This is a genomic window from Modestobacter sp. KNN46-3 (genome assembly GCF_011039295.1).
Map to the genome: position 1 here is coordinate 16,103 of NZ_JAAKGN010000050.1, position 12,393 is coordinate 28,495.

Here is a 12,393-nt window from a genome sequence, read left to right on the forward strand (position 1 = left end):
GGGTCCTCCTCAGGGACGTGGGCGCGGGTGGTCAGGACTCGAGGATCGCGACGACGCCCTGGCCGCCGGCGGCGCAGATCGAGATCAGGCCGCGCTTGCCCGGCCCGGCCTCGTGCAGCGTCTTGGCCAGGGTCGCGACGATCCGGCCGCCGGTCGCGGCGAACGGGTGCCCGGCCGCCAGCGACGAGCCGTTCACGTTGAGCTTGGCCCGGTCGATCGAGCCCAGCGGCGCGTCCAGCCCCAGCTTGTCCTTGCAGAACGCCGGGTCCTCCCAGGCCTTCATCGTCGCCAGCACCGTGGAGGCGAACGCCTCGTGGACCTCGTAGAAGTCGAAGTCCTGCAGGGTCAGCCCGTTGCGGGCCAGCAGCACCGGCACCGCGTAGGCCGGGGCCATCAGCAGCCCCTCGCCACCGTGCACGTAGTCGACCGCGGCGGTCTGCGCGTCGACCAGGTGGGCCAGCACGGGCAGGTCGTGCTCGGCGGCCCACTCGTCGGAGGCGAGCAGGACGGCGGAGGCGCCGTCGGTCAGCGGGGTCGAGTTGCCCGCCGTCATCGTGGCGTCCGCACTCTGCCCGAACACCGGCTTCAGCTTCGCGAGCTTCTCCAGCGAGCTGTCCGGCCGGAGGTTCTGGTCGCGGGTGAGGCCGAGGAACGGCGTCACCAGGTCGTCGAAGAAGCCGCGGTCGTAGGCGGCGGCGAGGGCCTGGTGCGAGCGGACGGTCAGCTCGTCCTGCTCCTCGCGGCCGATCTCCCACTCGGCGGCGGTGATCGCCGCGTGGTCGCCCATCGCCAGGCCGGTGCGCGGCTCGGCGTTGCGCGGGACCTCCGGGACCAGCTGACCGGGCCGGATCCCGGACAGCGCCTTGAGCCGCTGCTGCAGCGTCTTGGCGCTGTTGACCGCCAGCAGCGCCCGCCGCATGTCCTCGTTCAGCGCCATCGGCGCGTCGGAGGTGGTGTCGACGCCCCCGGCGATGCCGGACTCGAGCTGCCCCAGGGCGATCTTGTTGGCGACCAGGACGGCCGCCTCCAGACCGGTGCCGCAGGCCTGCTGGACGTCGTAGGCCGGCGTCGCGGCCGACAGCCGGGAGCCCAGCACGCTCTCCCGGGTCAGGTTGAAGTCGCGGGCGTGCTTGAGGACGGCGCCGGCGACCACCTCGCCCACCTGCTGACCCTGCAGCCCGAAGCGGGCGACGAGCCCGTCGAGGGTCGCGGTGAGCATGTCCTGGTTGCTGGCCCGCGCGTACGCGCCGTTGGAGCGGGCGAACGGGATGCGGTTGCCGCCGACGATCGCGGCCTTCCGGGTCTGCGGTGCCATGGGGACCTCCAGGAGGTGGTCACCACCAAAATGGTCATTTTGGTGGAGGGGTGTTCCAGTCGCGATTCCGATACCGAGAGTATCAGGTACCGTCGGTGTCGTGAACACGAAGACGGCGGCCAGCCCGCGGGACCGGCGCGACTCCCGCTGGGACGAGCACCGCCGTGCCCGCCGCGAGCAGCTGGTCGACGCCACCCTCGCCGCGGTCGGCAAGCACGGCGCCGGCGTCGGCATGGAGGAGATCGCGGCCGAGGCCGGCACCAGCAAGACCGTCGTCTACCGGCACTTCGCCGACCGCAGCGAGCTGTACGTCGCCGTCTGCGCGCGCGTGGCGACGCAGCTCACCCGCAAGCTGCGCGAGGCGATGGGCAGCAGCGACCACCCCCGGCAGATGGTCACCGCCGCCGTCGAGACCTACCTGGCCTTCATCGAGGCCGACCCGGAGGTCTACCGCTTCGTCGTCGGGCAGGCGATGGTCGACCGGCCGGTCGATGCCGACCCGATCAGCAGCCTGTCCGACCTGGTCGGCGACGAGGTCGGGGCGCTGGTCGGCGCCGCGCTGACCAGCGCCGGACAGGGGACCGCCGCGGCCGCCCCGTGGGGGCACGGCGTCATCGGACTGGTCCGGGCCGCCGCCGACTGGTGGTTGCGCGCCGACCGCCCCATGCCGCGGGCCGAGCTGGCGACCCACCTCACCGACCTGGCCTGGACGGGGTTGCGCGGCGTCGTGACCCCCGACCCCTCAACTCCTGCACCCGCGAGTCCGATGGAGGAACCATGACCAGCACCCCCACCCCCCTGCCGCCGGTCGACCCCACCCGGCTCACCGAGGTCCTCGACGGCCGCTGGGCGCAGGTCCGCCGGGACAGCCGTGCACAGCTCGACGACCCGCGCTGGGCCCCGGTGTACGGCGAGTCGATGGCCGAGGCTCGGGAGCGGGTCACCGCGCTCACCGCGGAGCTGGCCACCACCGGCCGCGTCGCCTACGGCTTCCCCGTCGAGTACGGCGGCGCCGACGACGCCGGCGGCTCGGTGACCTCCATCGAGATGCTGGCCTTCACCGACCTGTCGCTGATGGTCAAGGCCGGCGTGCAGTGGGGGCTGTTCGGCGGGGCGGTCCAAGCACTGGGCACGAAGCGCCAGCACGACCGCTACCTGCCCGACACCATGAGCTTCGCCCTGCCCGGCTGCTTCGCGATGACCGAGACCGGCCACGGCTCCGACGTCCAGCAGCTGCGCACCACCTGCACCTACGACCCGGCCACGCAGACCTTCGACCTGCACACCCCGCACGAGGCCGCGCGCAAGGACTACATCGGCAACGCCGCGAAGGACGGCCGGATGGCTGTCGTGTTCGCCCAGCTGATCACCCAGGGCGAGGGCCGGGGCGTGCACGCGTTCCTCGTCCCGATCCGGGACGACGGCGGCACCCCGGTGCCCGGCGTCACGATCGGCGACGACGGCCCCAAGGCCGGGCTGCTCGGGGTGGACAACGGGCGGCTGACCTTCGACCACGTCTCCGTGCCGCGCGACATGCTGCTGGACCGGTACGGCCAGGTGGCCGCCGACGGCACGTACACCAGCTCGATCGAGAACGAGACCCGGCGCTTCTTCACCATGCTCGGCACCCTGGTGCGCGGGCGGGTCAGCGTCGGCGGCTCGGCCGGGTCGGCGACGAAGGTGGCCCTGGAGATCGCCGTCCGTTACGGCGACACCCGCCGCCAGTTCGCCGCCCCCGGCGAGGACCGGGAGGTCGTGATCAACGACTACCTGGTGCACCAGCGCAAGCTGCTGCCGGCCCTGGCGAAGACCTACGCGCTGAGCTTCGCGCAGGAGGAGCTGACGTCGACCATGCACGACGTGCTGGGGAGCGCCGACGTCGACGAGGCCGCGCAGCGTGAGCTGGAGTCCCGGGCGGCCGGGATCAAGGCCGTCACCACCTGGCACGCGACCCGGACCATCCAGCTGTGCCGCGAGGCCTGCGGCGGGGCGGGCTACCTGGCGGAGAACCGGCTGCCGACGCTCAAGGCCGACACCGACGTCTTCACCACCTTCGAGGGCGACAACACCGTGCTGATGCAGCTGGTCGCCAAGGGCCTGCTCACCGGCTACCGGGACGCCTTCGGCTCGCTGGACGGCTGGGGCCGGGCGGCCTTCGTCGCCGAGCAGGTGCGCGAGACCGTGCTGGAGCGGACGGCGGCCCGCGGGCTGATCCAGCGGCTGGTCGACGCCGTCCCCGGACGGGACGAGGACGTCTCGATGCTCGACCGGGGCTGGCAGCTGGCCGCCTTCGAGGACCGCGAGAAGCACCTCCTGGAGAGCGCCATCCGGCGGCTCCGCGGGGGCGCGGCGGCCAAGAAGGACCGCCCGTTCGAGATCTTCAACGACGTGCAGGACCACGTGCTGACCATGGCCGAGGCGCACATCGACCGGGTCGTGCTGGAGGCCTTCGTCGCCGGCATCGAGCGGACGACCGACCCGGCCGCGAAGGCGCTGCTGGCGCGGGTCTGCGACCTCTACGCGCTGAGCACCATCGAGGCCGACAAGGGCTGGTTCCTCGAGCACGGCCGGCTCACCCCCACCCGGGCCAAGGCGCTGACCGGGGTGGTGAACGACCTGCTCAAGGAGCTGCGGCCGCACATGCGCACCCTGGTCGACGGCTTCGCCATCCCCGAGTCGTGGCTCAACTGCGCGATCGTGGCCGAGGAGCCGGGCCGGCAGGAGGCGATGGCCGCGCACGACGCCGCGCTGCGGTCGGCCGGGGCGCAGCCCCAGCAGGACGCCACCGCGACCGCCTTGGAGATGGCCCCCGCCCAGTAGGGGGAGGCCCCTGCGCGGGGGCCGATCGGACCACCAAAATGGCCATTGTGGTGGTCCCTGGCCGTCAGGCGGGGCCGGCCGCTGCCGGGTGGACGTCCGGGGACGGCTCGATGCCCGGCGGGACCCGCTGGGGGCCGGCCTCGGGAGGCCGCGGCTCGTCCTGCGGGTGCAGCCGGACCGCCAGCAACGCGACGTCGTCCTCGGTGTCGGGCAGGTACATCCGCTGCAGCAGCCGGTCGCACAGCTCCTGCAGCGGCAGCTCGGTGAGCCCGGCCAGCACCCGGCACAGCTCGGCGACCCCGGCGTCGAGGTCCCGGTCGCGCCGCTCCACCAGCCCGTCGGTGTAGAGCAGCAGGGTGCCGCCGCGGCCGATGACCGCGACCCGGTCGCTGCGTGCGGTGCCCGGCTCCACCCCCAGCAGCAGGTCGGGGGCGTCGCCGTCCAGCACGGTCACCTCGCCGTCCGCGCTGATCAGCACCGGCGGCGGGTGCCCGGCGGTGGCCCAGCGCACCCGGGTCTGCGCGGCCGACAGCTCCGGGTCGTCCTGCTCCAGCCGGGCGATCAGCGCGGTGGCCATAACGTCGAGGTCCAGGCCGGCACTGGCCCGGTCCAGGCCGGTGAGCACCTCGGCCGGGGTGCCGCCGGTGTGGTGCCCGATGCCGCGAAGCAGCCCGCGCAGCTGGCCCATCGCCGCCGCGGCCCGGCTGTCGTGCCCGACGACGTCGCCGATGACCAGCACGGTCGCCCCGTCGGGCTGGACGAACGCGTCGTACCAGTCACCGCCGACCTCGGCCCCGGCCGCGGCCGGCACGTACCGGACGGCGATCTCGCAGTGGTCCGGCGCCGGCGGCGCGGTCAGCATGCTCCGCTGCAGCGTCTCCGCCAGCTGCCGCTGCTGGCCGAACAGCCGGGCCTGCTGCAGCGCCACCCCGGCCCGTCGCCCGAGCTCCAGGGCGGTCTCCAGCGCGGCGTCGCTGTGCCGGCCCCGCTCGGCGCTCACGTACAGGCCCAGCGCCCCGAGGGTGCGCCCCCGGCTGACCAGCGGGACGACGATGCCGGAGTCGGGGTGCAGCCGCGCCAGCTGCTCCCGGGCGACCGGGTCCGGCAGGGCCCGCGAGATGTAGGCGGCGTCCAGACCGGGCACCCGCAACGGCCGCCCGGTGCGGGTGACCACCCGTGCGGCGGCGTGCTCGGTCATCCCGCCGACCATCGAGCGGACGTAGTCGGCCAGCTCGCCCGACCTTGCTCGGTCGCGGTGCGCCGAGGCGAGCTGGCGCATCCGGCCGTGCTCGTCGGTGACGACGACCCAGCACCAGTCGCCGAGCGCCGGCACCACCAGCTCGGCCAACCGGCCCAGCTGCTCGGTGATCTCCATCGTCCCCGAGAGCACCCGGCCGGTCTCGGCCAGTAGCTCCAGCCGGGCGTTGGCCGCGGCCATCTCGGCGACCGCGGCGTCCCGCTGGGCATCGGCGTGCAGCCGGGAGATGCTCAGCCCGATCTGGGCGGCGAGCGCGCCCAGCAGCTCGACGTCCTCCGGGCTGAACGGGTGGTCCTCGGCCCACACCGCCACGAAGCACCCCAGCACCCGGCCCTCGAGCCGGAGCGGCAGCGCGGCCAGGGCGCGGACCCCGACCAGGTCCCCGACCTCGGCCATCCGGGGGAACCGGGCCACCGCCGAGGCGCGGTCGGGCAGCAGCACCGTCTCCCCGTACCGGGCCACGTACTGGGTGGGGAGCTCGTCGTCGAGCGGGAGCTCCACGCCCTCGTCGGACAGGACGGCGCCAGTGCCCGACTCGACCGCATCGACCAGGCGGCGGGTCATGTGCAGCCGCAGAGGCCCGTGCCCGCCGGCGAAGACGGCCAGCGCGCTGGCGTCGGCGCCGAGCACGGCCGCGCCCCGCAGGGCCGCCTCCGCCAGGTCCGACATCCGGTCGGCGTTGGCCAGCTCTGCGGCGACCTCGGCGACCACCGCGGCACGCTGCACCGCGGCCAGCCGCACCTGCGCCTGCCGGCGGGCCTCGGTGACGTCCACGGAGGTGCCCAGCAGGCGCACGGGCTCACCCGCCTGGTCGCGCACCACCCGGCCCCGGGAGACCGTCCACCGGGCCTCACCGTCGGGCCGCAGCGCCCGCATCTCGACGACGAACTCCCCCGAGCCCGCGAGCGCGGCCTGCATCGCCTGCTGCACCACGCCGTGGTCGTCGGGGTGGATCCGCTTCGTCATCTCCTCGTCGCCGGTGAGCACGACCGGGCCCGGGAGCCCGAAGATGGCCGCGTTCCGCTCGTCCCACGTCGCCACCCCGGTGCGCAGGTCCCGCTCCCAGCTGCCGACCTCGCTGGCCTCCAGCGCCAGCTCCAGCCGGCTCAGCGAGGACCGCACCGCGATCGAGGCGGCGACCAGCTCCAGCTCGGTGACGACGGTGGCGGCGACCTCCCCGGCGAGGGCGACGTCGTCCTCGCTCCAGGGCCGGGGCTCCGGGGAGAGCAGGGTCAGCGCGCCCACCACGTCACCGGCGGTGAGCACCAGCGGGAGGGACAGGCAGGCGCGGACCTCGCCGGAGGCCACCACCGACAGCCCGGCGACCCGCGGGTCGGTCGCGGTGTCGGGCACCACCAACGGCGCCCGCAGGCGGGCGGCGACGCTGCCGAACACCTGGTCCAGCGGGGTGGCCGACCCCATCACCGTCGGCCGGCCGAAGCCCCCCACCCGCACCGCGACGTCGGTGAGCAGCACGACCTGCGCCGTCGGGACGGCCAGCAGCCGGGTGGCCAGGTGGGCCAGCCGGTCGAACGGCGCACTCCCGGGCAGCTCGACGAGCAGCCGGCGGACCACCACGACGCGGGCCGGGTCGGCCAGCGGGTCGGGTCCGGCAGGCGTGCTCGGTGCGGGCACGACTGGCTGCCTCCCCTGCTGGCGCCGGCGCGGCCGGACACGGGTGCCGACGACCGCCGACACGCCCGACTCGGAGCGGGCTGCCCCATGCTGGCACGTCCGGCCCGCCGAGCCCCGGACCGACGGCCGGAGAGCGGTCCCCTGCCGGAGTGCGGACGGCCTCAAGCAGCTGGGCAGTGCGGCCGATCCAGAGGAGGTGACGTCGACCCTCCCGGACCACTGGGACTGCCGCCCGCTGCTCGCGGGTGAGGAGGACCTGACCGTCGTCTTCCAGCCGATCGTCGACCTGGCCTCGGCCGAGGTCGCCGGCTACGAGGCGCTCGCCCGGTTCCCGGGCACCGCCTCCCCCGACGTGTGGTTCGCCGCCGCCGCCGAGGCCGGCCTGGGTGCCGAGCTGGAGGCACTCGCCCTGCGGAAGGCCCTGGCCGCCCTGCCGGACCTGCCGCCCAACACCTTCCTGACCGTCAACGTCAGCCCGCACCTGCTGGGCACCGCGCCGGTCGCCGCCGCCCTCGCCCAGCCGGCCACGCTGCGCCGGGTGGTCGTCGAGCTGACCGAGCACATGCCCACCCCGGACCTGAGGGCGCTGCGGGAGCAGACCGCCGCGCTGCGGGGCCGCGGCGCGCTCATCGCCATCGACGACGCCGGCTCCGGCTACGCCGGGCTCCAGCAGCTCGCCGAGGTCCGGCCACAGCTGGTCAAGCTCGACCGGGCCCTGGTCGCCGGCGCCGACACCGACCCGGTGAAGGCCGCGCTCGCCGAGATGGTGGGCACCTTCACCAGCCGGATCGACGCCTGGCTGCTCGCCGAGGGCGTGGAGACCGTGGGAGAGCTCGCCGTCTTCGCCCGGCTCGGCGTCCCGCTGGCCCAGGGGTGGCTGTTCGGCCGCCCCACCCCGCACTTCGCCCCGCTCACCTCCGAGGTCACCCAGCTGGTGCGCGCCCAGGTGGCCCGTGCCCGGCTGACCGAGAGCGTCGCCAGCCTGCTGCGCCCGATCCGCCAGCGCGAGGCGTTCGACGGGGACGACGGCCCGCCGCCCTACGTCGTGGTCGACCGCACCGAGGTGCCCACCGAGCTGGTGCTCGCCGACCTGCGGACCGGCGCGCCGTACCGGGCGCCGGTGTCGCTGCGCGTGCACCCGTCGGCCGGGGTCACCGAGACCCTGCAGCGGGCGCTCACCCGCCCGCCCGTGCACCGGTTCGACCCGGTCCTGTGCACCGACCGCAGCGGTGCCGTCCTCGGCCTGCTGCGGGTCGAGGACCTGGCGGCGGCGGCCGCCACCTCCTGAGCCCCCGGGGCCCTGCCCCAGCCCCGGTGCACCACCCCGACCGTCGTCCGGCGGACGGGTCCCCGCACCACCTGCGCACCGGAGCCCACATGAAGGCATTCGCCTGCGGGGACGTCGTCCCCGGCTGCACCATGACGTTCACCGGCCCGGACGAGGACGCCGTCCTCGGTCAGGTCGCCGCACACGCGACCGGCGACCACGGCCTGGGCAGCGTGCCGCCCGAGCTCGTCGAGCAGGTCCGCGCCCACATCGTCGCCGTCTAGTGGCAGCTCCCCCGGCCCCTGCACCGGGGCCGGGGAGCCGACGTCATGCGCTGGCGTCGGTGAGGCGCTGCCGCTCCTCGTCGGTGAGCACCAGGTCCAGCATCGGCAGCAGGTCGGCCAGCTGCTCCACCGAGCGACCGCTGGCGATCGGCGCGGTGACCGCGGGCTGGTCGGCCAGCCAGCGCAGCGCCACGGCCGCCCCGGTCACGCTGTGCGCCTCGGCGACCTCGGCCAGCGCGGACAGCACCCGGTCGCCCTTCTCCCCCACGTACTTCGCCGCGCCCTTGGCCCGCGGCGAGTCGATCGTCTCCCCGGCCCGGTACTTGCCGGTCAGGAAGCCGCGCGCCAGCCCGAAGTAGGGCATCGACCCCAGACCGCGATCGACCACCACACCGGCCAGCTCGCCCTCGTAGGCCTCGCGCTCCATCAGGTTGTAGTGCGGCTGCAGCGCGACGTAGCCGGTGACGCCGAGCTGCTGGGCGGTGTCCAGCGCCTCGGTCAGCCGCTTCGCCGAGTAGTTCGACGCCGCCGCGTACCGGACCTTGCCGGCCTGCACCAGCTCGTCGAAGGCGGTGAGCGTCTCCTCCAGCGGCGTCGTCTCGTCGTCGTAGTGCGCGTAGTAGAGGTCGATGGTGTCGACCTGCAGGTTGCGCAGCGAACGCTCGGCCGCGGCCCGGATCTCCGGAGCCGAGAGCGGGTGCTCCTTCTCCCCCGGCGAGGCCTTGGTGGCCACGACCATCCGGTCGCGCATCCCGCGCTCGGCCATCCAGTTGCCGAGGATCGTCTCGGAGACGCCGTCGCCGTACATCTCGGCGGTGTCGACGAACGGCGACTGGGTGCTGGGCACGGCGTCGAGGAAGCGGTCGAGCAGGGCGAAGGACGTCGGCTCGTCGGCCGTCCAGCCGAACACGTTGCCACCCAGGCAGAGGTCGCTGACGGTCAGATCGGTCCCGGGGAGCTGAGGCATGAGCCCAACGCTAAGTCGACCGCCGGGAGGACGCGCGCCGGGCCGGACGGCCCACAGAACGTGACGGTTGTGACCAACGAGCACGAAATCCCCGGAAATCCGGGGTCCCCGCTCGCCAACACCCAGGTCGGCATGGCAACGTGCCCGCCGTTCCTGGTCGACGACGGGGTCGGCCAGATCCGCCCACCGGACCCCCGCTGCACACCTGGTGTCCAGCGAGTTGGCACGGTGGAGACTCGGAGGTCCACCAGGACGACCGGGGAACGCACCCGGTCGACCAGGCGCGACACCACGTCTGCGCCCACCCCGCACCGGGGTGGGCTGCTCCACCCACGCGAGAGGAACACAATGAACAAGGCCGAACTCGTCTCCGCCATCTCCAAGCGCGCCGAGGTCCCGGCGTCGACCGTCGACTCGGTGCTCAACGGGCTCCAGGAGGAGCTCGTCGAGGCCATCACCCGGGGCGACAAGGTCGCCGTCCCCGGTCTGCTGACCGTCGAGCGCGCCCAGCGTTCGGCGCGCACCGGCCGCAACCCGCAGACCGGCGAGTCGATCGAGATCGCCGCTGCGCACACCGCCAAGGTGACCGCCGGCTCCAACCTCAAGAAGGCTGCTGCCGCCGTCCCGGTGCAGTGAGCTGAGGCCCCGTCCCGGGGCCGCACCGAGCACCACCCCGACGCCCCCGTCGCGCTCCTGGCACCCCGTGCCAGGATGCCCGGCGGGGGCGTCGCTCATCGGGGAGCGGTGCCCGCGACGAGCGGAGTTCCGCGTGACGGCTGTGCAGACCGACCTGTCCGTGACCACCGACCCGGCCGAGGTCGGGCTGGACGCCGGCCGGCTGCAGCGGCTGGACCGCCGGCTGGCCCGCTACGTGGACGAGGGCCAGCTGCCCGGGTTCCTGGTCACCGTCGCCCGGCACGGCCGGCTGGTGCACGTCGGCCGGCACGGGCAGCGCGACGTCGAGGCCGGCCTGCCGGTCACCGACGACACCCGCTGGCGCATCTACTCGATGACGAAGCCGGTGACCTCGGTCGCGGCGATGTCGCTGTACGAGGAGGGCGCCTTCGAGCTCACCGACCCGATCAGCCGCTGGCTGCCCGAGTTCGCCGACACCCGGGTCTGGACCGCCGGCCCGGCGCAGAAGCCGGTGACCGTGCCCCTGCTGGAGCCGATCCGGGTCTGGCACCTGCTGACCCACACCTCCGGGCTCACCTACGGCTTCCACCACGCCCACCCGGTCGACGGGCTCTACCGGCTGCGCGGCCACGAGTGGGGCACCCCGCCCGGCGCCGACTCGGCTGAGGTGGTGCGCCAGTTCGCGGAGATGCCCCTGCTGTTCCAGCCGGGCACCGAGTGGAACTACGGCGTCTCCACCGACGTGCTCGGCCGGCTGCTCGAGGTGATCACGGGCAAGCCGCTGGACGAGGTCTTCGCCGAGCGGGTGTTCGGGCCGCTGGGCATGACCGAGACCTCCTTCGGGCTGCGCCCCGAGGACGACGTCGACTCCCTCGCCCAGCTCTACGGCCCCGGGGTGACGCTGCTGCCGGCCCCGTTCGCCCAGGCGGCGCTGCGCAAGCCCACCTTCCTCGCCGGTGGCGCCGGGCTGGTCTCCACCGCGGGTGACTACCTGAGGTTCGTCGAGATGCTGCGCCGCGGGGGTTCGGTCAGTGACGACCCGGACGCCGGCCGGGTGCTGGGCCCCCGCACCGTGGCGCACATGGTGCGCAACCACCTCCCCGGCGGGCTGGACCTGGAGACCGCCGGCCGGCCGCTGTACGCCGAGACCCCGCTGCGCGGCGTCGGCTTCGGGCTCGGGTTCTCCATGGTGCTGGACCCGGTGCGCTACGGCGGGGTGTCCAGCGTGGGCACGTACAGCTGGGGCGGGGCGGCGTCCACGGAGTTCTACGTCGACCCGGTGGAGGACCTGACGGTCACCTTCTACACACAGCTGCTGCCCTCGAGCACGCTGCCGGTGCGCAACCACCTCCGCCCCCTGGTCCAGCAGGCCCTCCTCTGACGGAGGACCCCGCGACAGAAATGGCCATTTCTGTCGCGGGCAGGATGAGCGCATGGAGCCCCGTCACGTCTTGTTGCCCGACGAGCGCACGCTGCACGGGTACTGGGACCCCTCGCTCCCGCCGGCCCTGACCGTCGAGCCGGGGACGACGGTGCGCATCGGGACGCTGGACTCCGGCTGGTCGACCGGCCCGTACACCGGCGCCGACACCACAGCCGACCTGGCCGAACGGCCCCGGCACCCGGCGTTCGACCCGGCCGCCGGGCACGCGCTCACCGGCCCGGTCTGCATCGAGGGCGCCGCGCCGGGGCAGGTGCTCGCCGTCCGCATCGACGACGTCGTCCCGGGGGCCTTCGGGACGACGTACTGCGGGCTGCGGTCCACCGCGCTGAACGAGCGGCTCGGGGTGACGGCGGCGCCCGTCGTCCACCGCTGGACGCTGGACGGCGCCGCCGGGATCGGCCGCAACCAGGCCGGCCACTCGGTCGCGCTGCGGCCGTTCCTGGGCGTGATGGGCGTGCCGCCGGCCGAGCCCGGCCAGCACTCGACCATCCCGCCGTACTGGCACGGCGGGAACATCGACTGCCGCGAGCTCGTCGCCGGGTCGACGCTCTACCTGCCGGTGACCGTGCCCGGCGGGCTGCTGTCGGTCGGCGACGGGCACGCCGCGCAGGGGGACGGCGAGGTGGCCGGGACGGCGATCGAGTGCCCGATGGACGCCGTCGACCTGACCCTCGACGTGCTGCCGGACCTCTTCGGCGCCCCGGTCACCACGCCGATCGCCCGCACCCCCGCCGGCTGGGTGACGATGGGCGTGGCCGACGACCTGG

The 12,393-nt window shown here is 74.4% G+C and carries 10 protein-coding genes; 7 read left to right on the forward strand and 3 right to left on the reverse strand.

Features of this window, described 5'->3' with window-relative positions; translation table 11 throughout:
* Positions 1-31: 31 nt before the first annotated feature.
* A complete protein-coding gene (locus G5C62_RS12625) occupies positions 32-1,315 on the reverse strand; it encodes an acetyl-CoA C-acetyltransferase (RefSeq protein WP_164701275.1) in 1,284 nt (427 codons plus the stop codon).
* Positions 1,316-1,415: 100 nt separating this feature from the next.
* Here G5C62_RS12625 and G5C62_RS12630 point away from each other — a divergent pair, with 100 nt between their 5' ends.
* Both G5C62_RS12630 and G5C62_RS12635 read left to right on the forward strand, forming a co-directional pair.
* Positions 1,416-2,096 carry a TetR family transcriptional regulator gene (locus G5C62_RS12630; protein WP_241175874.1) on the forward strand — a complete coding sequence of 227 codons (681 nt, stop codon included), beginning with the start codon at positions 1,416-1,418 and terminating at the stop codon, positions 2,094-2,096.
* The gene (locus tag G5C62_RS12635) at positions 2,093-4,135 is read left to right on the forward strand and encodes an acyl-CoA dehydrogenase (protein WP_164701277.1); all 2,043 of its coding nucleotides are present in this window, start codon (positions 2,093-2,095) and stop codon (positions 4,133-4,135) included. The genes G5C62_RS12630 and G5C62_RS12635 overlap by 4 nt, the downstream gene beginning before the upstream one ends.
* Before the next feature lie 64 nt (positions 4,136-4,199).
* Here the strand turns inward: G5C62_RS12635 and G5C62_RS12640 are convergent, their stop codons facing one another.
* On the reverse strand, positions 4,200-7,028 hold the full coding sequence (locus G5C62_RS12640; RefSeq protein WP_241175875.1) for a SpoIIE family protein phosphatase: 2,829 nt from the start codon (positions 7,026-7,028) through the stop codon (positions 4,200-4,202).
* 196 nt (positions 7,029-7,224) lie between these two features.
* Between G5C62_RS12640 and G5C62_RS12645 the strand changes: the two genes are divergently transcribed.
* Positions 7,225-8,316, forward strand: coding sequence for an EAL domain-containing protein (locus G5C62_RS12645; RefSeq protein ID WP_164701278.1), 1,092 nt, complete (start codon positions 7,225-7,227; stop codon positions 8,314-8,316).
* Between the two features lie 89 nt (positions 8,317-8,405).
* Positions 8,406-8,579 (forward strand): DUF1059 domain-containing protein, encoded by a 174-nt coding sequence (locus G5C62_RS12650; RefSeq protein ID WP_164701279.1) that lies wholly within the window; start codon positions 8,406-8,408, stop codon positions 8,577-8,579.
* 43 nt (positions 8,580-8,622) lie between these two features.
* Here G5C62_RS12650 and G5C62_RS12655 read toward each other — a convergent pair whose 3' ends face one another.
* On the reverse strand, positions 8,623-9,546 hold the full coding sequence (locus G5C62_RS12655; RefSeq protein ID WP_164701280.1) for an aldo/keto reductase: 924 nt from the start codon (positions 9,544-9,546) through the stop codon (positions 8,623-8,625).
* A gap of 348 nt (positions 9,547-9,894) precedes the next feature.
* Between G5C62_RS12655 and G5C62_RS12660 the strand changes: the two genes are divergently transcribed.
* From G5C62_RS12660 to G5C62_RS12670, 3 genes are all read left to right on the forward strand, one after another.
* Positions 9,895-10,182 (forward strand): HU family DNA-binding protein, encoded by a 288-nt coding sequence (locus G5C62_RS12660; RefSeq protein WP_036336174.1) that lies wholly within the window; start codon positions 9,895-9,897, stop codon positions 10,180-10,182.
* A 133-nt stretch (positions 10,183-10,315) separates the two neighbouring features.
* Positions 10,316-11,563, forward strand: a complete 1,248-nt coding sequence (locus tag G5C62_RS12665; RefSeq protein ID WP_241175876.1) for a beta-lactamase family protein — start codon at positions 10,316-10,318, stop codon at positions 11,561-11,563.
* A 52-nt stretch (positions 11,564-11,615) separates the two neighbouring features.
* The coding region (locus G5C62_RS12670) for an acetamidase/formamidase family protein (protein WP_164701281.1) at positions 11,616-12,393 on the forward strand (778 nt) is incomplete at its 3' end.